Origin of the sequence: Streptomyces sp. NBC_01092 (genome assembly GCF_045039535.1) — a bacterium.
Lineage (GTDB): Bacteria > Actinomycetota > Actinomycetes > Streptomycetales > Streptomycetaceae > Streptomyces.
Window position 1 is genome coordinate 3,275,983 of the sequence record NZ_CP108659.1, and the last position, 26,192, is coordinate 3,302,174.

Annotated in this window: 19 protein-coding genes; 5 read left to right on the plus strand and 14 right to left on the minus strand. The window is 68.5% G+C overall.

The annotated features are described in order from the left end of the window. Nucleotides 1-13: 13 nt before the first annotated feature. Both OG254_RS14720 and OG254_RS14725 read right to left on the minus strand, forming a co-directional pair. On the minus strand, nt 14-1,381 hold the full coding sequence (locus OG254_RS14720; RefSeq protein WP_405581635.1) for a carotenoid oxygenase family protein: 1,368 nt from the start codon (nt 1,379-1,381) through the stop codon (nt 14-16). A gap of 48 nt (nt 1,382-1,429) precedes the next feature. Then, nucleotides 1,430-1,996: a hypothetical protein gene (locus tag OG254_RS14725; protein ID WP_405581637.1), complete on the minus strand. Its 567-nt coding sequence runs from the start codon at nt 1,994-1,996 to the stop codon at nt 1,430-1,432. Between the two features lie 131 nt (nt 1,997-2,127). Between OG254_RS14725 and OG254_RS14730 the strand changes: the two genes are divergently transcribed. After that, the gene (locus OG254_RS14730) at nt 2,128-2,673 is read left to right on the plus strand and encodes a PadR family transcriptional regulator (protein ID WP_351187513.1); all 546 of its coding nucleotides are present in this window, start codon (nt 2,128-2,130) and stop codon (nt 2,671-2,673) included. A gap of 82 nt (nt 2,674-2,755) precedes the next feature. Here OG254_RS14730 and OG254_RS14735 read toward each other — a convergent pair whose 3' ends face one another. The 6 genes from OG254_RS14735 to OG254_RS14760 form a co-directional block, all read right to left on the minus strand. Beyond that, complete coding sequence (locus OG254_RS14735) at nt 2,756-3,676, minus strand: alpha/beta fold hydrolase (RefSeq protein WP_405581640.1); 921 nt, start codon at nt 3,674-3,676, stop codon at nt 2,756-2,758. Between the two features lie 167 nt (nt 3,677-3,843). After that, complete coding sequence (locus tag OG254_RS14740) at nt 3,844-4,647, minus strand: methyltransferase domain-containing protein (RefSeq protein ID WP_405581642.1); 804 nt, start codon at nt 4,645-4,647, stop codon at nt 3,844-3,846. Between the two features lie 421 nt (nt 4,648-5,068). Then, complete coding sequence (locus tag OG254_RS14745) at nt 5,069-7,927, minus strand: pPIWI_RE module domain-containing protein (RefSeq protein WP_405581644.1); 2,859 nt, start codon at nt 7,925-7,927, stop codon at nt 5,069-5,071. Between the two features lie 55 nt (nt 7,928-7,982). Then, a complete protein-coding gene (locus tag OG254_RS14750) occupies nt 7,983-11,417 on the minus strand; it encodes a signal recognition particle (protein WP_405581646.1) in 3,435 nt (1,144 codons plus the stop codon). Continuing rightward, on the minus strand, nt 11,410-12,561 hold the full coding sequence (locus tag OG254_RS14755) for a hypothetical protein (RefSeq protein WP_405581648.1): 1,152 nt from the start codon (nt 12,559-12,561) through the stop codon (nt 11,410-11,412). Before OG254_RS14755 ends, OG254_RS14750 begins: the two co-directional genes overlap by 8 nt. 5 nt (nt 12,562-12,566) lie before the next feature. Further along, nucleotides 12,567-14,201, minus strand: a complete 1,635-nt coding sequence (locus OG254_RS14760) for a PD-(D/E)XK nuclease family protein (RefSeq protein ID WP_405581650.1) — start codon at nt 14,199-14,201, stop codon at nt 12,567-12,569. 234 nt (nt 14,202-14,435) lie between these two features. Between OG254_RS14760 and OG254_RS14765 the strand changes: the two genes are divergently transcribed. Then, a complete protein-coding gene (locus OG254_RS14765; RefSeq protein ID WP_405581653.1) occupies nt 14,436-16,574 on the plus strand; it encodes an N-6 DNA methylase in 2,139 nt (712 codons plus the stop codon). On the opposite strand, the gene OG254_RS14770 is transcribed toward OG254_RS14765, so the two are convergent. The 3 genes from OG254_RS14770 to OG254_RS14780 are packed head-to-tail and all read right to left on the minus strand — an operon-like array spanning nt 16,546 to nt 21,793. After that, nucleotides 16,546-18,690: a UvrD-helicase domain-containing protein gene (locus tag OG254_RS14770; protein ID WP_405581656.1), complete on the minus strand. Its 2,145-nt coding sequence runs from the start codon at nt 18,688-18,690 to the stop codon at nt 16,546-16,548. The genes OG254_RS14765 and OG254_RS14770 overlap by 29 nt on opposite strands. Nucleotides 18,691-18,734: 44 nt before the next feature. After that, nucleotides 18,735-19,961, minus strand: coding sequence for an McrC family protein (locus tag OG254_RS14775; RefSeq protein ID WP_405581658.1), 1,227 nt, complete (start codon nt 19,959-19,961; stop codon nt 18,735-18,737). Beyond that, nucleotides 19,958-21,793 carry a DUF4357 domain-containing protein gene (locus tag OG254_RS14780; protein ID WP_405581661.1) on the minus strand — a complete coding sequence of 612 codons (1,836 nt, stop codon included), beginning with the start codon at nt 21,791-21,793 and terminating at the stop codon, nt 19,958-19,960. Before OG254_RS14780 ends, OG254_RS14775 begins: the two co-directional genes overlap by 4 nt. 204 nt (nt 21,794-21,997) lie before the next feature. Here OG254_RS14780 and OG254_RS14785 point away from each other — a divergent pair, with 204 nt between their 5' ends. Beyond that, nucleotides 21,998-22,678: a hypothetical protein gene (locus tag OG254_RS14785; RefSeq protein WP_405581664.1), complete on the plus strand. Its 681-nt coding sequence runs from the start codon at nt 21,998-22,000 to the stop codon at nt 22,676-22,678. A gap of 17 nt (nt 22,679-22,695) precedes the next feature. Here OG254_RS14785 and OG254_RS14790 read toward each other — a convergent pair whose 3' ends face one another. Then, nucleotides 22,696-23,133 (minus strand): ATP-binding protein, encoded by a 438-nt coding sequence (locus tag OG254_RS14790; protein WP_405581666.1) that lies wholly within the window; start codon nt 23,131-23,133, stop codon nt 22,696-22,698. Nucleotides 23,134-23,294: 161 nt separating this feature from the next. Here OG254_RS14790 and OG254_RS14795 point away from each other — a divergent pair, with 161 nt between their 5' ends. Further along, the gene (locus OG254_RS14795; protein WP_405581668.1) at nt 23,295-24,158 is read left to right on the plus strand and encodes a helix-turn-helix domain-containing protein; all 864 of its coding nucleotides are present in this window, start codon (nt 23,295-23,297) and stop codon (nt 24,156-24,158) included. Next, nucleotides 24,155-24,343: a DUF397 domain-containing protein gene (locus tag OG254_RS14800; RefSeq protein WP_405581671.1), complete on the plus strand. Its 189-nt coding sequence runs from the start codon at nt 24,155-24,157 to the stop codon at nt 24,341-24,343. Before OG254_RS14795 ends, OG254_RS14800 begins: the two co-directional genes overlap by 4 nt. A gap of 15 nt (nt 24,344-24,358) precedes the next feature. Here the strand turns inward: OG254_RS14800 and OG254_RS14805 are convergent, their stop codons facing one another. Further along, on the minus strand, nt 24,359-25,021 hold the full coding sequence (locus OG254_RS14805) for a DUF4276 family protein (protein ID WP_405581674.1): 663 nt from the start codon (nt 25,019-25,021) through the stop codon (nt 24,359-24,361). Then, nucleotides 25,021-26,142, minus strand: coding sequence for an AAA family ATPase (locus OG254_RS14810; protein WP_405581677.1), 1,122 nt, complete (start codon nt 26,140-26,142; stop codon nt 25,021-25,023). Before OG254_RS14810 ends, OG254_RS14805 begins: the two co-directional genes overlap by 1 nt. Nucleotides 26,143-26,192 lie beyond the last annotated feature (50 nt).

Consider the following 26,192-nt stretch of genomic DNA (forward strand, 5'->3'; position numbering starts at 1 on the left):
TGGCGCCTGCCTGTCAGACATCCGCGAGCCAGTTGCCGTGGAAGCCGGCGGGGACTCTGCGGGGCAGGTGGACGGTGGCCACCGGGTCGCCGGCGAGGTTGTCGGCGTCGAGGATCACCAGGTCGCTGCGGTCGGTCGAGGCGTCGTACACGAAGGTCATGAGCCAGCCCGGGCCCCCGGGCCGGTCGTCGGCGGGCGCGAAGGCGGCCTCGCCCGGCTGCCGGCCCGGCGCGAAGTAGTGGCTGCTCACGCTCGCCTTGCGCAGTTCGTACCGGTGGATCGCGCCCCGCCGCTCGTCCGGGTCGTACTGCGCGAGCTCCGGCACGGGTGCCGCCGTGGCGTGAGCGAAGTCCGCGGGCAGGCCGGTGAGGCGGTCGTCGATGCGGGGGAATTCGCCCGGGTGGTCGTCCAGTTGCTCCTCGCTGACGGTGCCGGTGGCGAGGTCCACCGTCCAGCGCCACAGGTGCGCGGGCGACGAGAGCTTGGCGCCGTCCTCCAGCTTCGGATACCGCATGGCGAGCAGGACCAGGCTCTGCCCGTCATTCTCCTCGTGGGCGTTGACGGTGTGGAAGACGTAGCAGGTGTCGATGTCGAACCAGCGGACGGCCCCGTACGGATCGTCCCTGCGCAGCACCCCCAGCCTGGCGCCGTAGGTGTCGGACCAGACGAACGGCATGCCCCCGTCCGGATCGACGGCGCGCTCGACGCTGAACACCGCCGGGAGGTCCATGAAGACGACGTGGTTCCGGGTCAGGTGGAAGTCGTGCATCATCGTGTGCGCCGGGACGTCGACCGGCCGGCTGACGGTCAACTCCCCGTCGGCGTCGGCGCGGTGATAGGTCAGATACGGCGCCGACAGCCCGCCGTACCCGAAGAAGTGCAGCTCGCCGGTGACCGGGCAGGTCTTGGGGTGGGCGGTCATCGGGGTGTGCAGGCGTCCGCCGAAGTCGTAGGCACCGATGGTGTCGAGCTCGCTTCCCGCCGCGCAGCTGAGTTCGTACGGGAAGGACGTCTCCACGAGCGCGAGGGTGCGGCCCGCGTGCCGGACGACGTGGGTGTTGGCCTTGCTGTTGGCGAGGTTCATCTCGCCGTTCTCGTCGTAGACGGTGGCGCCCGTCTCCAGGGTCGGGGTGCGGACCCAGCGGTTGCGGTAGGAGACGGCCCGGCCGCCTTCGAGGCGGACCCCGTGGACCATCCCGTCACCGGTGAACCAGTGGGCCGAGGCGGCTTCCTGGGGGTTGGGGCCGTTGCGCAGATACCAGCCGGTCAGCTCCGGCGGGACGGCCCCGGTCACCGGCAGCTCGGTGACCGTGACCTCGTCGAGGACGGGCGCGAAGTTCCCGGCGAGGTGCGGGGGTGGAGGGGTGTTGTCGGTACTCATGGACGACTCCGTCGGTCAGGGTGAGGGATGGCGATCACGCCGCGCTGATCAGGCGCCCGCTGCCTGCATGGCCTCCAGCCGGGCCTGGACGCGGGCGGGGTAGACCTTGGTGAAGACCGCGGGAGCGAGCAGACCCGCGACGCGGGCGGTGATGCCGATCCAGTCCGGGGCGCCGGTCGCCTCGCACACGGTCATGGCGACGAAGATGAACGTGAAACCGGCGGCCCATACGGCCGTGATGGCGTTGTTGACGGCGAGGAAACCCGGGGTGTCCCAGTACTCCTGCGGGGTCTGCCGGCGGGCGATGCCCAGCGTGAAGGGCCGCCGGACGGCGAGGCTGCCCCAGGCCATGAGGGCCAGCCACACGAAGGAGAGCACGCCGTTGTACGGCTCCAGGGGCGAGTCCGGCGAGGCGAAGGCGACCGCTCCGATGACGACGAAGTAGACGATGCTGCCGGCCTCCAGCACCAGCGCGTCCAGCGGCACTCCCCTGCGGCGGTCCTGCAGGAGCAGCAGCACGCCGGCGAGGAAGCCGGCCACCGCGCCCCAGCGCCAGTCGAAGGAGGAGACGACGCCCGATGCGACCCAGGGGATGAACCCACGCACGTAGCCCACGATGTTTTCCTCAGCTCTCGATATTCCAACTTTGACATGTGGAAGTTAGAAGCTCCTGGAGCAACCTGTCAAGATTGGAATGTCGACGACGACCTGTCAGTTTTGGAACGACAGAGGTTAGGGTGGTGACCATGAGCCTTCGCCACGCCCTCCTCGGGCTCCTCGTGTTCCGCCCCGGCAGCGGCTACGACCTGCTGAAGATCTTCGACACCTCACTCGGCAACGTCTGGCCGGCCAAGCAGAGCCAGATCTACGGCGAGCTGACCAAGCTGGACGCCTCGGGTCTGATCGAGGTCACCGACGAGGGCCCGCGCGGGCGCAAGCAGTACGCGCTCACCTCCGAAGGGAAGGAGGAAGTGCGGCGCTGGCTGAGCGAGGAGCCGGCACCGCGGGCCCAGCGCAACCCGATGCTCCTGCAGACCTTCTTCCTGGGACTCCTGCCACGGGAGGTGGCCGTGGAGCGACTCCTGCAGACGGCGGACGCCGCGGCCAAGGAGCACGACGAGCTGGTGACTCTCAGAGACTCGGTGGACTGGGACCGGGACATGCTGAGCGTGTGCGGAAGGCTCGTCCTGGAGTACGGCCGGCGTCAGCGCCTCCTGGAGGAGGACTGGGCCCGCTGGGCCGCCGACCAGCTTCAGAACAGCCATCTCGGGGAGCCCAAGGACCCGAACTGAACGCGTCGCATGCAGCCATACGGAACCCCAAGTGGAGATAGCTTCTCCACTTAAGGTACCACCGCCTACGCCTACCCGTGCCTCAAGACGCGCTGTCCGTCGTGCCGTTGACGAACCGCGAGACCGCGCGCGCGAAGTCCTCCGGCTCCTCGACATGCCCGAAGTGCCCGCTGCCCTCCAGGACCAGCAGCTCCGACCCGGGGATGAGTTCATGCAGCTCCCGGGCCCACCTGACGCCGCAGATGAAGTCGTGCCGGCCGACGACGACCAGCGTCGGCACGGAGATCGCCCCGAGCGCCTCCCGGTCATCGATCAGATGCGGAGCGCCGTCCTCGTCCAGCGCCGAGATGTACGCCGCGCTCACCGCGGCGCGAAACGGCGCGAACTCCTTGTCCCGGCCCCAGTAGTCGGCGAAGTACACCGGCACCAGCGCCCTGAGCACCTCCGTGTACTGCGCGTCGTCGCAGGCGGCGGGCAGGGACTCGAAGGCGCCCAGAACGGCGGGCAGTTCGGGGTGCCCCGCGTGCCGCTCGGCGAACCGCTCGACCCCGCGCATGGCCTGCGCGACATGTTCACCACCGGTGACCGGAGCGCTCTCGTACAGCACCACCCCGGCGATCCGCTCCGGGTGGTGCAGGGCGTGGTACTGCGTGACGAAGCCGCCGTGGGAATGGCCCAGTAGATGCACCCGGTCGACGCCGAGATGCTCGATCAGGGCATCGAGGAACCGGCTGTAGCGGGCCCGGGTGTACCCGTGCGGATGAGAGGGCAGCCGGCCCGACTCCCCCGAGCCGACCGGCTCCGGGTAGACCACCGTGAGGTACCGCTCCAGCACGGGCATGCGCAGGTACTCCCAGCTGATGCCGGGCCCGCCGGAGTGGGCGATGATCACGGGGCCCGTGCCGTGGACGTGATACCGCTGCGTGACTCCGTCGACGTCGAATGCGTGGGTACCGGCGGCCAGTTGATCGGTGGACGTGGTGAGGTCGGTGAGGTCGGTCATCGGAACTCCATGTCCGGAAGGCGTTGCTGACGCCGACAAGACAGGGGGGCGAGAACGAAGTTCGATCCCGCCCCTATGACCTGGATCACAACCGCGGGGGGGCGGCCGGGTCAACGGTTGCTACGGGGTGGGGTCTGTTTCGAGGTGGGGTCTGTTACGGGGTGGGGTCAGGGCCGCCGGCCGAAGGCGACGAACGTGGCGCCGAAGAAGCGCAGTTCGCTTCTGATCTCCTCGGTCTTCTCGGTCTCCTGGAAGGCGTCGTCCCAGCGGGCGATGTCCTGCGCCGTGGCAAGACCTTCCGCGACCAGGGCGTCACGGGCGGCCCAGGCGGGGCCGCGCATGCCGGGTGGGGGCGCCATGACGTTGATGTGCCCCTCATAGGCGACGACTTCCAGACCTGCGGCGGTGAGGAGTTCGTCGAGCCGGGTGCCGACGGTCAGGTCGTTGCCCCGGAGCCGGTGCATCTCGCGGTACCGCTCGTCCATCTCGTCGTACACGGAAGGCGCTCCCCGCAGCCGGAAGGAGCTCATGTCGACATCGGCGAGGTACACCGTGCCGCCGCCCGGCTTCGCGAGCCCTGCGAGGTGGTCGACGATCGCCTGCTCCTGGCCTCCGTTGTGGGCCAGGACGTGCCGCAGCATCACCAGGTCGAAGGTGCCCTCGGCCAGCCCGGTGGCATCGGCGGATCCGACGGCGGTGTGCATCGGCACCCCGGTCCGCTCGGCGAGCGCCGAGGCGACCGCCAGAGCGTCGGCGTCCCGGTCGACCGCCCATACGGCGCCGTCCGGAGCGACGATGTCCGCCAGCCGTACGGCAATCGCGCCCGGACCGCATCCGACGTCGGCGACCCGCGCTCCGGGCACCGCTCCGGCGGCGGTCCACTTGTCCCGCTCCCGCTCCTCGGCGAGCGCGGCCATGATCCGGTAGCGCTCGACCTCCGAGTCACTGAGCTTCAGCGTGTAGTCGGCCACTTCGTCCTTCTTTCCGGTCAACGTGGACTGCCGTGGAGTGAGACGCGGGCGGGATTCGGGGAGGTGGCTGCCGCAGGGGCAGGGTAATGGGCGTCCTGGCGGCGCGGGATCAGGGACTGTGATCGGGGGCGTTCCGGCAGGTCGACGACCTGGGGGGCAGACGAGTCGGGCTGTACGCCGGGTATTCCTGGAGCACCTTTCTGACCTGCGCTTTCGCGGGCCGGACCGGCTGTGACCTGCTAGGTCGGGTTACAGAGACGGTCGGAGGCAGTCAGAGGAAACCGCTCTGATTCGCCCCCGATTCGACCGGGCCGCTGGGAACCAGCCAGAGGAAATCCGGGGGCACATCAGGGCCTCCATCAAAAACTGAGAGCAACCCAATGCTCTTACCACTTGTCACGCCAGCCACTCGACCAAGCCGTTAGAAATTTTCGCCGCCATCCCCTGACTCTCCGCCAAACTCAAACGCCAGTTGCCCGTCCGTCACCGCGTTCCTTACCGTCGGCTCGTCCGGAGCGACCACGTCGTCGTCCTCATGCGGCAGCGCATACTGGTCCGCCAGCCTCGCAAGATGCATCACGAGCGGCATCCCCAACACATCGCGATAGTCCTCGCAATCGCGCTGATGATGCACGTAGGCAGCCCAAGCTTCGGCTTCATCACCTGGCTGGAGGCAGGCCACGGTGAGTTCGAGGAGTGAGGGATTCCATGCGCTCTTCGTCGGGCGGAAGGCGTTCTTTCCCCGTACGTTCACGTGTGCCGTCAGTTTGGCGTCCTCATTCGTGAGCTTGGTCTGCGTGCTCGACTTGTCCGCCGTGCTGTAGAACACCCGGCCCAGCTCGTTCCCGGGCTCCGGCACCCAGAGTCCCTTGGCGAAACCCGCACGCTGTTTTCCCTGCTGCTCCGGGTCGAGTTCGTCCGCTTCAGCCCACCACTGGGCGGTCTCGTCACGGGTGTTGTCGGCGATCCGGACCACCCGGAGTTGCTTACCGTGCAGACCGATCCGCTGGAGGGGCTCGCCACCGAAGCCGAGACGGTCCTGTTCCAGCCCGTCGTTCTTGAGCCACGGCCAGCGCTTGCGGATGTCCTGGGCGTGTACGAGGACCAAGGTGGGCGTGGATCGCAGACCTGCCAGTGTCTTCTTGATGAAGGCGGCCGTGAGTGCGGACTGCTGAGCGGAGGTCTTGAGGGAGTCTTCACGGATCTGCCCGGTCAAAGCCTTCAGCAGCTCCGGGTAGGGAACCCATGCGTGCATGTCCGCGGTCCTACTGAGCACGCACTTGGCGCCGGGCCGCACGAGGACGGCGATCGGCGTGAACTGCGCCTTGCCCGTGGGCCCGTCATGCCGACGTTCCACCAGGTGGAAGGCGAGCTGGTTCAAGCCATCCGGAATGAGGCTGCCCAGGTTGTGGTTCGGCACGAGCCTCATGCCCGTCTGCCGTACTCCGTCCGACCACGCGGCCTCTGCCCGGATGATGCTGTCCTTCTCCGCCTCCTCGGCTTCGAGTTCCGGGTCCGAGGGGCGGATGAACTGCGAGACCAGTCCGGCGTCGGAGCAGCCGAGGCGGATCGCATGCTTGGGGTCGGCCCGCCGCTTGGCCTGGCGGAAGTGCTCCTGGCCGTCGAGTTCCACAAAGGCGATCCGCGCCCCGGGCACATCAGCACTCAACTCTCGCAACGTCTCGGCCACGTCACGGCGCCGTTCACGAATGGCAGCGTCGTGCTCTTTGCCCCGGCGTGGCACACTGTCGCTGCCCAGAGGCGCCCCGAGACGGCCAAGCGGGCGAGCATGCATCCGGACCGTCAGCTCGGGCGACTCCCACACCCACGTGTCGGGGCCCTGCTCCCGGCGGTGTCCCGTCAAGCCGAGACCGGTCTCCGTAGCGGTGACCAGCCGATCGCGCTGGTCATTCGACTGATACATCACCAGCCCGACGAAGTCTGCACCGTCGAGCGCCTCGGCCAGACGCGCACGCCGCAGATCGGCGTTGTCCGCCTCCCTCAGCTCGCGACGCGCGAGGAGGGCTGCGCGGTCTTCCTCGCTCTGCTCCTTCTTGGGGATGGGTGGCAGAGTCTTGAGCTGCTTCCTGGGGGGACGGGAGTAGCGGCTGCGTACCGGCCGAGGGACCGGCACCAGTTCGGGGGCCAGTGCCTGTTCGGCCCATTCGATCAGCCTGCGCCGTTCGCCCGGCATGAGGCCGGTGCCGATGGGGTGCCTTCCCATGCCCGTCTGGTGCCCGACGGCCATGGCGATGCCGTCCCGCCCGCCGATCCACTGATCCGCTTCCTTGACGAGCCGGTCCACGGAGGGCAGGGCGTCGAGGGCGGTGACGCCGGCGAGCATCCCCTCCGGGCCGCCTTGACGCCAGTCCGTCGTCCCCTTCCTCCACTCCAGCATGGCAACGGAGAAGCGCTGCGGCGTGGGACCGTCCGGGACGAGGGAAGCGTCCGGAAGGAGAAACACCGAGACACCCTTCTGGTACGGCATCCACACCTTTCCCGTGACGAACCGGCGGATTCCCGCGGCCAGATGAACACGCGGAGCGCCCGAGAACGGCACGGTCCGCACAGTGATCCGGATGAGGGCCGAGTAGAAGGCGGGCCTGCCGCTGCCGTCCCCCTTGCTCTTCGGCCCGTACGGGCGGGGAGGCCAGGACATGAGTTCCGCGCCGCCGCTGCCGACACCTCGGGAGCCCCCGAGTCCGGCGACCTGATGGAAGACCAGTCGTTCACCGTTGTGCTCGTACGGAGCCTGCCGGGCGATGCGTGAGGCAAGGACGTCGGGCAGCAGCCGGTACACATGATCGGCCGGAAGCGCCGTCCCACCAGGGGAGACCCGCTGTTCGAGGAGGTCGACCATGCCCAGCTGCCAGGTGAGGGCCTTCGTGTCGAGACTCCGGAAGGTGTTCATCAGCAGCGCGGCGGCCTCGGGGTCCTGCGGATTACGCTGGAGGCTGCGCACCCAGGCGGCGACGAAAGCGTTCATGACCGAGAGCGGGTACTCGTGTTCGCTGTAGAGCCAGGGACGGTCCGCACCGAACGTGGCGGTGGCGTCGACGGTGACGAGGTCGGGGGCGGTGGCGCGCATGAGCTGGTTCACCTCCCGGGTGGGGACCCGCCGCCGCCAGGCTGCCTGCTGTTCCGTCAGCCCTGAGCGGTGGAGGTCCAGCAGTGGCTGCTCCCACTCGGCGGGCAGGGCGAGGGTGTGCAGTGGGACGGCGAAGGGGCCCTGCTCCGGATCGGGCACGTACGCCGCTGCCCTGATGCGCTGGTACTCCACGGTGATGCTTCTCCTCGGTGTCGCAAGTGCTGGCAGATGGTGGGTAGTTCGGGCGTCAGCTCATGTCTGTGAGCGCGCGGTGGAGCGGTTCGTACAGTTCACGGACGAGCGACCTGTCCATGGGCGGGAGTTCCGATTCCGGGTCGTCGTCGAAGTACGGGGCGAGCACCTCGCGCATGCTGGCCAGCAGGCTGGTCTCCGGGGTGTCGACGGCCTGGAACCCGGCTTCCCGGGGCGAGAAGGCGGCGTCCACGAAGACGACCCTGGCCGGTACACCACCGCGCACCAGGCGACCGATGACCTGCCACATGACGACGAGCTGGTCCCAGGTGAACGCGGTCTTCTCGTCGTCGCGCAGGCTGGACCAGGCGAGGCGCCGGGTGAGGTAGCGGTTCCACTGATGGCGAGCCCTGCTGCGGAAGGCCCGGCCTGCCCGGTCGGGAGTCGCTGCCGCCAGCGCTCCTTGCTTGAACACCCCGCCCTCGTCCCTGAGCTGACGGACGGCCCAGTCGTTGATGGCCTGGATAGCCAGGGAGATGTCGTCGGGCCTGGGGTGCGGGCGGGCCAGGAAATAGACACTGCCGATGGCTGCCTTGCCGCCGCTGAGAACGATGTTGTGGCCGCGTTCGACGGCGAGCAGCGGTGCCACGAGGATGTCCCCGCCCACCGAGGGGAATGCCTTGACATCACCGCGCGGCAGGGTGCGCACGGCAGTGTCCTCCGGCATCCGCGTCCACGCGGAGTCGGCGTCCGCGTCGTCGGAGACCAGCTGGGTGATGCGCCCGTTCCACTCCGGGATCTGGTTGAGGTATTCGGCGGCGCGGCGGGCCTCGTCGTAGCTGCCGACGAGGAGCAGGATGCGGCGCCGGTCCGGGTCGTCGATCTCGGCGAGTTCGGTGTCGAGCATGCTGACGGCGTCCGGCAGGCTGCGGTCGGGCACGGCGAGTTGATGCAGCATCTGCAGCAGGGCCTGCGGCCGTTCCTCGGGGTCGCAGCCGGAGAGCCGCAGGGGCCTCGGGGTGTCTCCGTCGGGCCAGTACAGGAACTCCTTCCTGAACTCGGTGCCGAGCACAGCCGCAACTTCTTCGTCGAGAGGGCGAAGTACCGCCCCGACCTCTGCGCGCACGTGGTAGCGGCTCGACGTGCCCGCCCAGCTGGTGGCGGACATCAGCAGGACATTCGGACCGGGGCGCCCGTCCACCGCACACAGGTCACCGAGCCGCATGAGCAGCTCACGGCCGACCCCGTTGCAGTGGAAGAAGCGGAGTTCGCCGCTGCGCTCGCCTTCCCGCTCCTGGTCGTCGTGCCGGAACTGGAAGCCGAGGACGTTGCCCATGGGCGACTCCGGGATGACGGCCTCGTAGTCCTTGGGGGGCCGGCGGGACAGGACGTTCGAGGCGACCTCCAGATTGAGGGCGGCCTCGACACGCGGCCACAGAGTGGTCATGAAGTCCAGGCGGCTGTGCAGGGCGGCGAGGATCAACGTGAACTCGAACCGCCTGGCCTGGAGGTCAATTCGGTCCAGGGCCCCTGAGTCCTCGCCGAGGATGTCGGTCAGGGTGTCGCGCAGCCGCTCACGGGTGCGGGCCCCCTGGGGTGCGTGCAGGAGCTCCAGGGTGAGGTGGACAAGGGCATTGACCAGCGGAGTGACCTGGTCCTCACCTCCCGTGGACTGATGCTCGTGGAGTGGTTCGTCCCGGAATCGGAGCAGAGCCGCGTCCAGCGCGCGGGCGGCTTCAGGAGGCTCTTCGCCTTGCTTCCGTCCGGGGAACAGCTCGTCGAGCAGCAACGTGTGCAGAGTGAACGCGCTGAAGTAGTCGGAGCGGATCCAGTTCCTCAACTCGCCGTGCTGCACGAGGAGCGCGTAGAGGCGGTCGGTGGCGGCGCTGACGGTGTTGACGGCGTTCGTCCAGTCGTCGACGTCACGGGCGGTCAGCTGAAGCCGTCCGTCGCGGGCCATCTGCTGGAACTTGTGCACGGCGACCTCGTCGAACCAGGAGTTCGGGGCACGGCCGACCAGCGTGCTGGCCGGCGCGAAGGCCGAGTCGAGCTGCATCTGCACCCGGTCGGCCTCGTCCACGATGACCAAGTCGCTGACTCGACAAGCCAGTTCGAGATAGCGCAGCTGTTCGTCGTGCTGGTGCTGCGGTACGGCGCTGTGGACAAGGCCGGCCGGAGTGGCGACCCAGACCTGGGCGTCGACCAGGTCGCGGGCACCACGATGGCGCGGGCAGCGGTTCCACAGGGGGCATAGACGCCGCTGCGGTGCGGGGCGGGCACTGGCTGCGGTGGCCGGGGTCTCCTCAGCGAGCAGTGGGTCGACATCGGCGCTGTCGTCGTGTTCCGGAACGGTGTAGAGCCCGAGGCAGGGCGCCTCCCGGATTCCCAGGGGCCGCTTGGCCTCCACGCCCCTCAGTACGTCGACGGGGCAGGCGCTGCTGAGGTAGGCGAAGCCGGCATGGTCGTGCCCGAGCATGGTCGCGGCGCCGGCTGTCGCCGTCCGCCGGTGCAGGCGGCTGATGTTGCGCTCACGAGTGGAGTGGCCGAGGACGGGTGCGGCCCGCACACCGAGCCGGGCGAACTGCTCGACGACGGCCAGAGTCTCCGCGACGTCACCCACCACGATGGTGACGCGGGACGGGGTCTGGGTCACCACGTGGAAGGTGAGGATGTCACGGATCGTGGACTTGCCCGCGCCGACCATCCCCACCAGGTGGAGGAGCCGGTCGACCTTGAGTACGCCCTGTTCGGTGAAGCGCCCCAACTCCTCGTCCCGCACGAGCAACTTGACACGTCCGAGACGCCTAGCCCACTCGTTGCGAGGCCCCTCGTGCTCAGTGGCCTCCGTGGCGTCCATGGCCTCTGCGGCCTTCTCCAGCTCGGTCCAGGTGACTTCGACGGGCTCGCCGAGTCCGGCTGTGGGAGCGTCGAGCGTGTGACCGCGCGGCCTGGTGTCCGTCAGCAGGTCCTCGGTGAACTCCACGGAATACGTGCGGTCCTGGACCCGGAATGTGTGCTCGCCCGAATCGGCGAGCGGAATAGTACGAGTGGTGAACTCAGGTGCGCTGCTGAGGAGTTGCTCAAACACCTTGAAGCGTTTGGCTGCCCGGGACGGTTCCCGTCGGCGAGGAACATCCTGAGGATCGTCGAGGTCGTAGCCGCGCAACTGCTGCGGCACCGAGAGATAGTCGGTCAGTGCCTCGGTCCAGGCGCTGCGGCGCCTGAGGTCCCACAAGTAGTGGCGGGCACGGAGGATACGCAGCTTCTGTTCTTCCGTCCGGGCATCGCCGAACGCCTCGCTGTACGCATAGCCGCCCAGTAGTGGCCACACATCTACGGCCGTTCGGGTCGGTGTCACGTTCTGCAGGAGATAGAGGCCGAGTTCGACATCGAAGAGGTCTCCGGGGCGGAACGCCGCAAGGTTCGTCGGCCACACATCGAGGAGCTGCTTCGGCGAGCAACGCCGGTGCCAGCCGCTGCGGTCACGCATGGCTGCCGCCTTTCTCAGTACGGGCGTCGGTGCGCGTGTCGGGCTGGTCCGCCACGATCTGGCCGACCAGCCGCAGGAAGGCGCGGTCGTCGAGCAGGGTGACGCGGTCCGCCAACTCGTCGGGGAGGTTGCGGCGGAACTGCCGCCCGTATGCCTCGTTGTCGCGGAAGCGGTAGCGGGGCACGACGAGGAAGGCCCGGTCATAGGGCGGTTGCGTACGGAACGGGGTCAGGGTGCGCGCGAGCAGGACCGGATTGACACGGTCCTTGACGTCAACGGCCCAGTTCCGGCCGCCCGGCAGGGGAACACGGAGGTCGTACGCGTCATAGTGGGGCCACATCTGGGCCGTGATGCCGAACTTCTTCTTCAAAGCGACTTCGAGCTCGATCTCGGCGAGACCGGGGCTGGTGACGAACATGCGCAGAGGACGGCCGAGCTGGAAGACACCACCCCGGTCGGGACGCAACCGTTCCCCTTCGCCGCCTGTGCCCTCCCGACGGCAGCGGTCGAGTTCACAGCGATGGCCCCCTCGGTGCAGCGGCACCATCAGGCACCGACAGCGCGCGCACTGCCGGTAGGCGCCGTCTCTCAGATAGGAGGCGGGAACCGGCTCGTAACAGCGTTTGATGACGCTGTGCAGGAGCATTCCGCACTCCGGGTCTCCACCGAGCAGGGCCAGTTCGGCCCCGGTGAGCACAGGCTTGGAGGTGAGCAGCGCGCGAAAGGCGGTGTATGCATCGGGAGCCTTCGCGGCGCGGCAGATCGCGAGCGCCTCCAGGATCCGCTCGTTCTCGAAGAGCTCGGCGGCGGGGTCGGCCGCGGACACCTCCCACTCCAGGCAGAGCTGGTGCGGCAGCCGGGTCTCTTTGTCGACCAGGCGGGACTCCCCCACCCGGCTCTCCGAAGGAAGTGTCAACGGCCATGCCTCCAGCGGAAGTTCGGCCGCCCAACGGCACATCTCCGCGACGCTGCCAGGCGGCTCCGCCGCGCGCCGCAGACAGTGCAGGACCAGCCGGTTGTACGCGTCCTGCACCTTCGCCGGATAGACGGGATTGGGTACGGTGCGCTGCCGGGAGAGACAGGCCAGCGCGCTGGCGACCAGGCGCAGCAGATTCTCGTCGCTGCCGCTTGCTTCAGGCTTCACCGACATCACACATCCCCCTCCGTCACGCGCTCACCCGGCGCAGCACTCGGACACCACCGGGATACCGGACACCACTGACAATGCGGTCCCGGCCGGGCTTCGTGGGCGTCGTCCACACGCCATGGACCGGCGAGAGCGCGCAGCACGCTCAGAGCTTTCTCAAGCCGGCCCGGGTCGGTCGGGTCGATGATGTTCAGGTCGGATCCGTCGGGCCTGAGCACCTCGACCTCGATCCGGGAACCGGCCGGGTCACCGCCCAGTGCGCCGCGCGCCAGAAGAGCGACGGCGAGGGCGAGCTGAGGGAACTCGTCGAGCAGGTCCTGGTGGTACCACCTGCGCTTGCGTGTCGTCTTGAGCTCCCGCCACACCCACGAGCCGTCCTCGCGGTACAGCAGGTCGGGCTTTGCGACGACGAGCGCCTGTGCGGCGGTGTCGTGGACAACCCGCAGCGCCTCCGCCTCGACGCGATCGACTAGCGCCGTGTCCTGGAAGGGGCAGGCGTCCACGTGGTGCAGCAGCATCTCCCGTCCGACCGAGGCATCGTCGTCACCTACGCGCCAGCGCCCGCCGGTCCAGTTCTCCCCCTCCCCCGGCATGTCGGCGACCGTGCAGGCGGGCCGCCCCTCCCGCCCGTGCAGTGCCTCGATCCATCCGTGCACCGCCTGTCCGAGCTTCGCCGAACTGCCGTACTCGTCGGACTTGGGCAGGTGCAGCGATCGAAGGAACTCCTGTGCCGGGCAGGTGCGGTGATAGCGCAGATCGCTCGCCGACACCTTGCGGAGCGGAGCGACGCGCGAGGTGAGCCCGAGAACACCGGGTGTGCGGGTCACGGCATCGCACCCCGTGAACTGTTTGCAGTCGATGCACGACGATCCGGGCACCGGGTCGCCGCCCGCCACGACGCGACTGACATGGGCGCGGCCGTGCTCGGTGAAGTAGGCTTCCGCGTCCTCGGCCGTCCCGTCGAACTGCACCGCGTCCTTGCCGTCGGCGAGTCCGATCTCGATGACCCGCACCCGCTCGGGTCGCGAGGCGGGGCCGTACGGCTGGAACCTGCGGCCCCACTTTCGCGGCCAGGCCGCTGTCCGTCCGTGCACGGCCACGTACACAGCGATGGCGATCTCGCCCGGTTGGGACCCCTTGGCCACCCCATGCCGCAGTCGGCGGTATTCACGCACACGCCCGTCCGGCGACTCGTACCGTCGCCACCAGGCGTACATCTCCCAGAACCTGCCGTTCTCTCGCTGCGCCACCCAGTACGGTCGCACCGGCCGCAGAGCCGCCGGGCCTTCCCCGCCGCCGGCCTGGACGTCGAGGTACTTGCGCACGGCGTGCTCGACGTAGGTCAGGTGCCCGGGATGGAGGGCAGGGGTGCGTGAACCCAGTTCGGCCAACGCCCGCTCGACTCCTTCCCCGTCGAACTCGACACGGTCGATGGCGTCCATGACGGGACCGAGGGTGAAGGTCTCCTGCTCAGGCTTGGGCAGCCGCAGACGCTCAGCGGACCAGAGCGCGGGCCGCGCCTTGGCCGCCGCGTGGGAGGGGCAGGTGTGCTCTTCGTCCCCACCTGTTCCCGGGCCGACACGGAGCAGCCCTTCGTCTCCCGTCAGCCAAGCGGGCTTGCGCCACTGACCGCTCACGCGTTGTCCCCCGAATCCGTCCATGGCCGCGCGGGCACGACCTTGCGGTAGCAGCTCGGCAGAAGAGCGGCCATCACTAGAGAACCATGACGTGTGGATATGGTCAACCAGATTGTTTGTTCACACTCACACCGTCTGTGGACTTGGCCACCCTTCACCCACCCCGTAGAGTCCAGTTCGCGCAGGCCGGACCGCGTACAGTCCCTGACGGTGCCGACGAGAGGGGAATCAGCCGTGGCCACGGATCGCGTCGAGGTCACCTCGGCGGACATCGCCCGCATCGCCGATGTGCGTCCCACTGCCGTCAGTAACTGGCGGCGGCGCCACGATGACTTTCCACAGCCGGTGGGCGGGACGGAACGTAGCCCGCGCTTCGACCTGGCGGAGGTCGAGGCATGGCTGCTGCGCGAGCGCAAAGCGCCCCAGATCCCACCGAGCCAGCGGCTCTGGCAGGCGTTCGACTCGGTGCGCTCGGTGATGCCGGCCGACGATGCGCTCGGCATGGCCGGAACACTGCTGCTGCACCTGCACGAGCACCCGGCGACTCCGGCCCCTGCGCGCGTGTCGGACTGTGAACATCTGTTGCGGGAAGCCGGGCGCACACTGTCCCAGGCTCGGGGTGCCCGCGCAGGTGTCACCGCGCTGCTTGCCCACTGCCCACGCCACGAGTTCGGCCCACGGCAGCTCCAGCTACTGAGCGCGGCAGCCGAAGCGGCAGCCGCCAACGGCGCGGCGGCAACCTTCGACGAGCTGTGCGCCCGCCATTTCACCAGCGGCCCACGAGCGGGTTTCTCCGCTACCCCGCCCGCCCTGGCCGACCTCATGATCCACCTCGCGGGCCCGGGGCACGGCACGCTCCTCGACCCGGCCTGCGGCAGCGGCACCATTCTGCTGGCCGCCGCCGAACACGGCTACCAGCGTGTCCAGGGACAGGAGTTGAACGCGTCCCTTGCCCGGGTGACCGCGGTGCGCCTGGCCTTCCGTGCGAGTACGGCCGACCCGGACCAGGTCCGCGCCGCAGTCGTCTACGACGTACACGCCGACGACTTCCTGCGCAGCCCCGCCTACCCGCGCAAGGCATCAGCGGTGGTCACCAACCCGCCCTTCGCCGACCGCACATGGGGATACGAGGAGCTCGCCGACTCCATCGTCTGGGAGTACGGCGTCCCTCCTCGCGCGGAATCCGAACTCGCCTGGGCCCAACAGGCGTTGGCACACGTCGTCCCCGGGGCGCCGGTGGTCCTGCTGATGCCACCGGCCGCGGCGGCGCGTCCTTCCGGCCGCCGTATCCGCGCCGATCTGCTGCGCCGTGGCGCGCTACGCGCCGTCTTCTCCCTCCCACCGGGATATGCCGCGCACTATGCGCTGCCCCTACAGCTGTGGGTACTGCACCGCCCCGATCCCGCTGACGCCCCGCGCCCAGACCACCTCCTGGTCGCGGACGCAGGCGACAGCCAGGATCCGGCCGCCCTCGTACGCGACATCTGGGACGCCTACACCGCGGCGCCGGAAGCCTTCGCCACCCGCCCCGGTGTAGCCCGCACCGTCCCCCTGGTCGACCTCCTGGACGACGCCGACGTCACCCCCCGCCGCCATCTTCCCCAACTGGCGCAACCCGGCGTCTCGTTGACGGCGCTCACCGCAACCCGGTCAGCGTTCGAGGAAGCAGCCGAGACGCTCCTCTCACGCCTGCCCGGGCTCCCGCCATCACCCCCCGACGAGCGGCCCGAGACCCGCCCCGTCCTCCTCCACGACCTCATCAAGAGCGGCGCGGTCGTCCTTCACCACCCCACCCCGGCACGCAAGGTCCCGCTCACCGAGGAATCCCCGGGCCCTGGCGAAGCCCGCTTTCTCACCGCAGCGGACCTGACCCAAAGCCGCGCCGCATCCACATCAGGACCTGCGCCCGAGGACCCGTTGCGCTCCCCGCCGATCCGGGTCGGCGACATCCTGATGCCGGCCATCACGCGCAACGTCGTTGCCCGGGTGGCCACCGAGGAAGACGCCGGGAGCTACCCAAGCGCTTCTGTCCACCATCTTCGGATCACGGATCCCGACCTCTTGGACCCCTGGTTCTTCGCCGGATATCTGTCGAGTTCCGAGGGCATCCGCCAAGCCTCCACGGCGACCAGCACGCTCGGCGTCCATGCGCGTATCGACCCGCGCCGCGTCCGCCTGCCACTCCTGCCGATCGAGCAGCAGCGTACGTACGGCGAGGCGTTCCGCTCGATCTCGGAGTTCGCCCGCGTACTGCAGACGGTCCATCGCCTGGGCTCGGAGCTGACCAGCGACGCGACCGATGCCCTGGCAGCGGGGCTTCGCCCCGCCGACGGGCACCAGCTCCTCACCCCCGCAGGGGAACGAACGGACTGACGGCCCCGCTCCACGACACCCTCAGCGTCTCCCGCGCCCGCGTGCATGCCACGAACAGCAGGCAGCGCTCCCGCAACGTATCCGCATCGTGCTGCAGCCGGTCCACCTCGACGGGGGTGATCTCCCGTGCGAACGGCACGGCGGTCGCCGTCACCCCCACCACCGCGACGCACCGGAACTCCAGCCCCTTCATGGCGTGCATGGTCGCGAGCCGCACCCCGTCCTCGCCGGGCCCAGGATTCTCCTTGACCCGCACGACGGGGATGCCCGCGGCCCGCAGCCGGTCGCGCACCTTGTCGAGGATCACGTGGAAGCGGGCACAGACCGCGATCTCACTGGCGTTGACGCCCTGAGCGAGCCATTCCTCGATACGCTCCACCAGCTCCGTGATCTCGGCTTGTTCCCCGCTGTACCCGGATGTCTGTGGCCGTCTGCCGTGCAGGAGCGAGCGGTATCCGTTCAGGCTGTCACGCCCTTCGCCGCCGAGATCCTCGACGGCCGCCGCGTCCAGGATGCCGGTGGACCAGTGCAGAATCTCTTCCGTGCTGCGGTAGTTGATCCGCAGCCGGCTCGTCCGGCCCGTCACCGCGATACCGAGCGAGCCGAGGGAGACCCGTGAGTCGTAGATGCGCTGATGCGGGTCCCCGGTGATGAACAGGTCGTCGGCCCCTGACGCGACGGCCGCCCGCAGCACACGCCACTGGGCGGGATGAAGATCCTGTGCCTCGTCCACCACCACATGGTCGTAGCCGTACGTTCCCAGGTCGGCTCCGCCGAGCAGCCGGGCCGCGTCCGCGCAGACCTGAAGGTGTGTACAGGCTCCCTGCCGGGCGAGTTCTGCGTTGAACTCCTCGATCGCCCGCCATACTTGAGCCCGCTTCAGCGGCGGAAGGGCCGATCCTCGCCCGCGCCGAGTCGCCCGGAGATATTCCTCGGCAGTCCGCAGGTCCTGCGCAAGCACCACATGGCGATACTCCTGGGCAAGAAACTGCTCGGTCCACAGCAGCGCCGACCGCTCGCGCACCCGACGCCAGATCTGCCGCTCGTCCCGGTCCTGGACGGGCGACGGCGACTTCCCGCCCACCTGAGTCACGATGCGGTGGGCATAGGCGTCGACGGTGGTGACCTCGACCCGGGCGAGCAGCTTCTCGTCCCCGTCGAGGAGGAGTGAGAGGTTCTCTCTCAGCGCCCCCGCCAGCGCGTTGGTGTACGTCGTCAGCAGGATGCGGCTGTCGGGCGAGCGGGACAGCAGGTGCTTGACCCGGTGCAGGGCGACAACCGTCTTCCCGGTTCCCGGTCCGCCGGTGACCTGCGCCGGTCCACTGTACGAAACCCGGTAGGCCACCCTGCGCTGCGAGGGGTGCAGAAAGACCCGCCAGGCCGCGAACGGCTTCTCCAGGATGTCGGCGAGTTCGTCGGGCCCGGAGACGAGAGTGATACGGCTGCCGGTGTTGACGATGGCCCTCGCAAGGCTGTCGTCCGCGTCCGTGGCGGCTCCGGCGGGCCTGCGCGCACAGACCACGTCCCGGTAGACCTCGTCCGGCCCGAACCCCTCGGCGAGGAACTGCAGCACCTCGAACTGGTCCTCGGGCAGCAGCGTCCCGAACGCCTCCAACTGCGTGTTGTCCGTGATGGTACGCACTGCCCGGAGCACCTGATCGTCGACGCCGAGATCGCGCAGCACCGTGTCGGAGTACTGCGCGAACAGCAGCGAGGGAGCCACAGCCGCCGCCTTCTCCAGGGCGGGTGTGAGCTGCTCGATGGCGGCGACATTGCGTACTTCGAGCCCGCGGGTCGCCGTGTTCACCGTGTACAGACGCTTGGCGGCCCAGCCGTACGCGTCGTCATGCGGTACGACGTTCAGCAGCAGGAAGACATCGCTGCCGTCGTCGGGGGCGAGGACGACGCCCCGCCAGAAGTCGTTGATGCGGATGGTCCGCATCCGCGGGTCGCGTGCCTTGTCGACGGACTCCAGGTGCAGCCCCTTGTCGGCGTGCAGCTGGGCGACGGTGAGCTTCTGGAACTTCGTCATGGCCTTGCGGACCCCGGCCCTAACCGGTTTCTCCAGCGCGTCGTAGCTCTCCCAGAAGGTGTTCGCGAAAGCGAGCTGCGGCACGACGGCCTCCTCACGACTCATGAACCCGTCAAGGAATCAAACGATCATACGTGCGCCCCGTGCGCCATCTCCCGTACGAGCTCGGCCACTTCTCCAAGCAGCCCGGCCGGTTCCTGATCGAGGTCGAGAGCGTGCTGATGCAGTACCGTCCCGGCCCGCCGCACCTGGTGGCGGGTGTGCGGGGCGTTCCCCTTCGCATACACGAGGTGCCCCGCGCCAAGGCCCAGCGCGGTGCAGTACGCGAGCATCTGGTAGAGGTCCGCTTCCGGGTAGCCCTCCGGCCGTCCGGCCTTGTACTTGGCATCGGCGACGGCAAGAGGCGTCCCCCGCTCCTCGTACCAGACGAAGTCGGGCCGCATCCGGATCGCGTCATCCTCGTCGAGATGGACGCCCTTCGCCTGGAGGCTGCCCCGTCCCCCGTACGGCACGAAGGCCTCGCGCAGCGCGACACACACGAAGTCCTCGAAGAGCTTGTTCATGTCGAAGAGGAACCCGTCGATACACAGAGCACCCGCGCGGTGCTCGGCCGAAGCCCCGTCGAGGATGGCCCGTGCGAGGTGAAGGGCGTGCCGATAGCGGGAGTTGAGCCGCGTCGGCCGCCACCGCGGCAGCTCCTGCCCTCGCACCAGCGGAGTGACGTCCGCGAGCCGGGCTCGCTGATGCAGCAGCCGAGACCGTACGTCCTGTGGCACGCCCGGCAGCCGCAGCAGCCGCTCTACGGCCGCGCGCAGCAGCCGATTCTCGGCGATGTCCGTGGTGAACTCGTCGTAGGCGATCTCCACGGGCAGCGCGGCCCCGAACCGTCGCCGGATCTGCTCCGCTTCGCGGATACGCCCCCGCACGACGAGGGACGCGTCCTCGGTGGCCCGATATCCCTGCAGCAGTCCGCGCCCGAGGGCCCGCTCGACCTGCCGCTCGAACGCGTGCGCCAACGCAGGCAGCAGCTCCCGGTGTTGGGCGACATGAACATCGCCGTCGCGCCAGCCGCGCGGATCGAGGCTGTACCCCAGCAGGAAGAACAGTCGGCCGATGGCCACCTTCGGCGTGATCCGCAGCGTGACGGGCTCCTCACCCGCCACCTCCACTCGCACAGCCCCGACCTTGCTGCCCGCCCTGAGCGTCCACTGCCCCGCCGCATACGGATCGGGGGCGGCCTCAATGATCCGCGAGGCGGCCAGCTCGCGCCCGACGGCGTCCGGCAGCCGACGGCTCACCGGCCGCGCGTGTTCGACCAGCTCGATGACTCTCCCGCCGACGCCCCCGCTGTTCACGCGCCCGTCTCGTCTCCACCGGACACCGGCAGCGCGGCGCGCAGCGCGGCCAGCCCGTAACGCTTCTCGATGTCCACGCTCTCCCCGTAGTGATGCTCTTCGAGGAGCGGAAGGATCTTGGTACGCCAGGTCCGATCGAGCCCGCCGGCCCGGTACACACCGGGCTTCATCAGATACGACGGCCCGATCCTGAAGTCCGCGTCGTCGATACGGGAGTTGAGCTCGTCCAGCAGCTCGGCGGGCTCGGCGTCCATCCCCTCTTCCGCCAGCCACCGCCGCAGCAGCCCGCTGGTCGGTTCGGTGCGAGGCGACAGCTCGACGAACGCGAACCGGCGCCGCATGGCCGCGTCGACGAGGGCGATGGACCGGTCGGCGGTGTTCATGGTGCCGATGACGAAGAGGTTGGGCGGCAGCGCGAAGTCGTCCCCCGAGTAGGTCAGCCGCACGGTTCTTCTGCGGTACTCAAGGAGGAAGTACAGCTCGCCGAAGACCTTCGCCAGGTTGGCCCGGTTGATCTCGTCGATGATCAGGAAGTGCGGGATGTGCCGGTTGCCCTCACGTCCGGCCAGGTCGGCCAGCTCCCGCAACGGCCCGGCCGTCAGCCGGAAGGCGACCTCTCGGGTCTCGGGATCCTCCTGAGGCCGAAAACCTTCGAAGAAGTCCTCATAGGCGTACGAGGGATGGAACTGGACAAGCTTCACCTGCTCGGGCCCGCCGCCCAGGAACTCGGCGAGCTTCAGCGCCAGATACGTCTTCCCGGTCCCCGGAGGCCCGTACAACACGAGTTGCTTGTCGTCCCACAGCAGGTCCCGGACCTCTCGCAGCCAGTCCACGTCGTGAACGAGCAGCTCGCGCGCCAACTCCTCATCAGGAACGGGAAGTTCGACCTCCCGTCGGGCGGTGATCGCCGGGATCTCCAGGCTCGGATCGCGGTCGGCGGCCTCGGCCTCCTCGACGAGCTCCTCATCGCTTATGCCGAGCCCGTCGATCAGATCCTTCACGACGGTGAGATCGACGACGTCGTGCTGCGCCGACAATTTCTGCTGAAGCTCCTCCGGCAGCTCGTCGTACGCGAACCCCTCGCTCTGCCACTGCGCCGGACGCCGGAGATTCGACCGCCCGTCCTCGGACTCGATCTGCTCGGCCGCCCCGCTGATCTCCCCCACGAACAGTCGCCCACCGGAGATCGTGCACACCACATCCCCCGGCTTCATCCGGGAGACGAACGCGTGGAACTCCTCGACGAGCTGCACCTTCTGGTTGTACGTCGCCGTGGACTCGTAGTCCTCCTCGACCGCCGTGCGCAGCCGGTCCTTGCTCGCCCCCTGCGCGAAGCCCTGCCGCAGATGCTTCGCGGCCAGGGTGACGCGCTCCTCGGGCAGCCAGAGGCGTTGCACGAGATCGAGACCGGTGACATTGGAGCCGCGCACCAGCCAGGCACGGTTGGGCCCCGGCCAGAGCTGCTCGATGTAGTCGGAGAGGGGATGCCCGTCCTCGGTCTTCCACTCCAGCCAGCCGTTGGCACTGCGTCCGACCAGGATCTCGGCGGCGGCGGAGGGCGAGTTGCACTCGATGTCCTCGACGGTCTCCAGCCAGCCGGGCCAGGTCTCGGACTCCCGGATCGCACCTTCGGTGATCTTCCGCTCCCGCAGCCTGTACGAGGACGGCATCCGCAGCGGGAACGACGGCACCACGTCGGGCCGGACCGGTGAGCCGGCCGACACCACGAATTTCTGGCTCCCGTTGGTCCCCTTCTCCGTCAGCAGCCGCCCCGAGGCCACGGGTCCGTCGTTGGGCAGCCGCAGTCGGAACCCGGGGTACTCGCCGGCCATTGCTCTCCTCGCTCGGTACGGGGGCTGGACGCTGCGCTCACCCTACGTGCGCTCACGACCACAAGTCCGAAGATCGGCGACCTCAGCGGCTCCGTTCCGGCCATAGCCCCGGCTCCCTCAGCCGCCGAGGTTTGCGGTGCACACCAATGCGGCTCATGATCTACCCGGCGGCAGGGGGCCGTTGGCATGGGACGAGGGGGAAGCGTGGGGAGCAGGCCGACGACCGTCGGAGGACAGCGCGTCGAGGAACTTCTGGAGGCCGCGTCCGTTTCGGTCTCCGAACTGACTGGGGCAGTAGGCGGATTCGAGGGCGACGCGGTGAGCATGGTGCGCTCGTCCATCCATACCGCGGCACGGGTGTTCGCCGAACTCGACGCGTGCGACGCGGTGATCGACAAGGCGGCGGAGAGCGGCGCGGACTCGGCGGACCGGCTGCGGGCCGCACTCGCCGCCGAGACCGTGGCGCCGGCAGCCGCGGAGCTGGCATCGCTCGACGCGATGATCGAGGACGTACGCCGCTGCGATGAGCCTCGCCGACTGCTGAACCGTCTCCTCGGCCGCGACGAGAGCGACATCCTGGAGCGGACACCCGTCGCGCGACTCACCGCCGCCGAGCTGCCCGAGATCCCGTCCTCGTACGGCGACGGCGCGTACGCCGACCTCATGGCCATGGCCGACCGGGAAGCGGAACTCGCCCCGCGGCTCGCGGCAGCGCACGCCGAGCGGATCACACGGGTGCGGACCCACTTGGTGGCCGTCGTCCGGCAGGCCGTCCGAACCGGCTTCGCGGACGCCGCGTTCACGCGCGAGTCGGTGGAAGAGGCCCACGGCGCGTTCGAGCTGTGGCAACGCTGCCTGCGGGAACGCCACCGCTCTCTGGGCTGAACCGTTCTGCTTCGGCTCTACTTCAACTCCACTTCGGCCCAGAAGGTCTTGCCGCCCGGCGGGTATGGTTCCGCTCCCCAGCGGTCGGCGAGCGCGGCGACCAGGAACAGGCCCCGGCCGGACTCACCGTCCAGGGCGGGATCCGCTTTCACGGCCGTGTCGGGCAGCCGCTCGCCGCGCGCGTCCGTCGCCTCTACACGAAGCGTGCCGGTCTCGGCGTCGACCGCCAACGCGATACGGAAGCCTCGCCCCCCTAGGGCGCCGTGAAGCACGGCATTGGAGGCGAACTCGGCCACGATCTGTTCGGCGCGCTCGATCGTTCGTGACGGCACCTCCCAGGCGCGCAGCTGCTCGACGGCCAGGAGCCGAGCGAGGCGGGCGCCGCGCCTGGTGGGCGACAGGAGCTGGGCGAAGGTGCGTGCGGTGTCCGCGGGTCGGGATGGTGCTGGGTTCATGGATGCCACGGTGGCGGGCGCGCGAGGGCGTACACCAGAGACGACCCCCGTACGGTGAGTCAGCGTACGGGCACACACAGTGGACAGTACGGAGATCTTGCCGTCACGCTGGGCGAGTTGAGCGCGGGGAGATCGAACTGCCCACCTGGAGGTGGAGCCGTATGACCGACGACGACATGACCGACCCGACCGAAGTGGACTGTGAGGCGGAACGGGAACCAGGCCCCTCGGACAGTCTGCGGACCTTCGGAGCCGTCGTCCAGGCCCTGCGCGAGCACGCAGGGTTCAGCCGGGCGGAGTTCTCGGACGTGGTCCGCTTCTCCAAACACACGGTGGAATCCGTGGAGTTGGGGCGAAGGATGGCGGACGAGGCGTTCGTGGAGCGGGCGGAGGAGGCGACGGGCAACACGGGAGCGCTGAGGAAGTCGTCGGAGTTTCTGACGCGGGGCGAGGTGGGGCTTGCTGTCTGGTTCCGGCGGTGGGCTCGGCTGGAGAAGAAGGCGGTGAGTCTCTGTACGTACGAGTGCAGGCTGGTGCCGGGGCTGTTGCAATCGGAGGCTTATGCGCGGGCGGTGTTCGAGGGCACGATTCCGCTGCTGACGGACAAGAAGTTGGAGGACCAGATGTCCGCCCGCTTCGAGCGGCAGAAAATGCTGCGAGACCGGCCGACGGTACCGTTCAGCTTCATCGTGGAGGAGGCAGTCTTCCGGCGCAGGTTCGGTGGCGCGGAGGAGATGCGAGGGCTGCTGGACCGCGTGCTGGAGCTATGCGCGCTGCGCAACGTGACACTCCAACTGGTGCCACTGGACGCCATGTTGCATGCCTGTCTCGACGGGCCCATCCAGCTTCTGGAGACACCGCAGGGGCGGCGGCTCGGGTACTCCGAAGGCCAACAGAACGGCCGGTTGATCGCCGACGCGAAAGAAGTGAGCCTCCTTCACCAGCGCTATGACACACTGCGCTCGCAGGCCCTGAACCCCCAAGAATCGCGGGGCTTGTTGGAGCAACTGCGAGGAGAGCTATGAGTGGCACGACGGAACTCGCCTGGTTCAAGTCCAGCTACAGCGGTAGCCAGGGCGACAGCTGCGTGGAGGTCGCCATCGCCGCGCAGGCTATTCACGTACGGGATTCCAAGGACGTCACGCGCCCCGCGTTCGCCGTCGGGCGTGACGGTTGGACGCAGTTCGTGCGGTACGCGGCCGACAACTGACCGGACCGCAAGGCCTCAACGTGCCTCCCCCTCCAGTGCCCGCAGCCACGCGTCCAGATGCGGACAGGCTTCGCGAAGAGCGGGGAGGCCGAGGAGATCGATCGCGTCCGGGCCGTCGACCACCTTCTGGTAGCCGGGGTAGGCCCGCTTGATGCGCTTCGACGGGGCCGTGTCCGGACCGTCGTTCACAAGCTCCGCGCCACCGCTGTCGGTGACCTGGGATTCCAGGGAATCGGCAAGCCTGGGCAACTCAACCATGTAGGCGAGTTGATGGGCTGCGGCAAGCACCCATGCTTCCGTCTCGTGGAGGGCGATGAAAGGGAGGAAGCGGGGGTCGTCGATGGACTTGGAAATCGCCGATTCCAGGTGCTGCACGCGCGCGTAGGCATCGCCCGTGGGCATGTCACGCCAGCCCGGGGTGTCGGTGGGCAGACCGTAGAAGTCCAGCATCGTGGTCACCAGATCCACCCCGGAGTTGCGCAGCAGCCTCTGGATCTCCGGCTCGATCCGCGACCACTTGCTAACTCCACCGCGGTCATGCGGCTGCCCGACAGCTCGCCGCGTCTTCACCGAGACAGGGGTGAGCCAAACGCCCTTCGGAGCCAGCTCCGGCTGAAGGGTACGCAGCACCACCTGCGTCTCAGTGGCGCCTTCCACCAGTACGTGAATCTGTCGCATCACTCTCGACCCTGCCGCTTCAGCTCACGGGTAGGCCGGCCACCCAGGAGGTTCTTGAGCCAGAGGTCACCCAGCGAGTAGTCGTCGAGCCATGCAGCCAACGCCTCCGGGTCGGGGCGGCGGAGCTCGGTCGCTCCCTCCACGCGCTCGGCGATGACGAGTTCGGACAGCTCGAATTCGTCGAGAAGGGTCACGGACTGCGTGGCGACGATGACCTGGCTGTGGGCGGTTGCCGTCCGGATCATCTCGGCCAGGACCGTGATGGCAAAGGGATGCAGCCCCAACTCGGGCTCGTCGAGAACCAGCAGCTCTGGCGGATACGGCTGGAGGAGAAGCGTGGTCAGGCAGATGAACCGCAGGGTGCCGTCCGACAGGGCTTCGGCAGGGAGCACGGCATCCGCCCCGGCCTGCTGCCAGCGAAGCCGAATACGTCCGCTGGTCTCTTCGTTCAGGACGAAATCCCGGAAGTATGGGGCCACGGCTTGGATGGTGCGAAGGACTTTCCGGTAGTCGACCGGGTGCTGTTCCTTCATACGGTGGAGGAAGGCCGCGAGGTTTCCGGCATCGGGGTGCAGTGTCTCGGAGTCGGACGAGTATCCGGCCTGCTTTACCGGGGCGAGGCGGGAGGTGTCCTGGAAATGGTAGACGCGACAGCCAGAGAAAAGCTCCCCAAGGGTCCGGGACCAACCTTGCACCATTTTGTCCCGGAGCACTGCTCCAGGGGCGAGTTTCGATTCTCGATGCCCTTCACCCAACGAGAACCGCGGTTTCGGGGGAAATTCAACAATCTCGCGCGCGAAGATCAACTCATCATTGGCAGCGGGCCTGAGCGCTACCACGTAGGCGGCCATCTCCTCATCAGCCCCCGGTTCAACGCGGATCCGAAGGTCCGATGCGGTCTTGGCCGAAGCATGGAGCATGGCCTGAGCGCCGCCTTGGAGACCGACCTCCAGGCTCAGGTCACCACTGACAATCCGCCCCAGCAGCTCGAAGGCATCGACAAAATTACTCTTCCCTGCTCCATTCGCTCCGACCAGGACGGTGAGCGATCCCAGGCCAAGGTCGACCCTCTTGATCGACTTATAGCCTTCAACCACAATGCGCTGAACGTTTACTGCCATGACTACAACCTAGGAGATTCCGGGAGGCGTCCCCGCAGGACACGAACGGG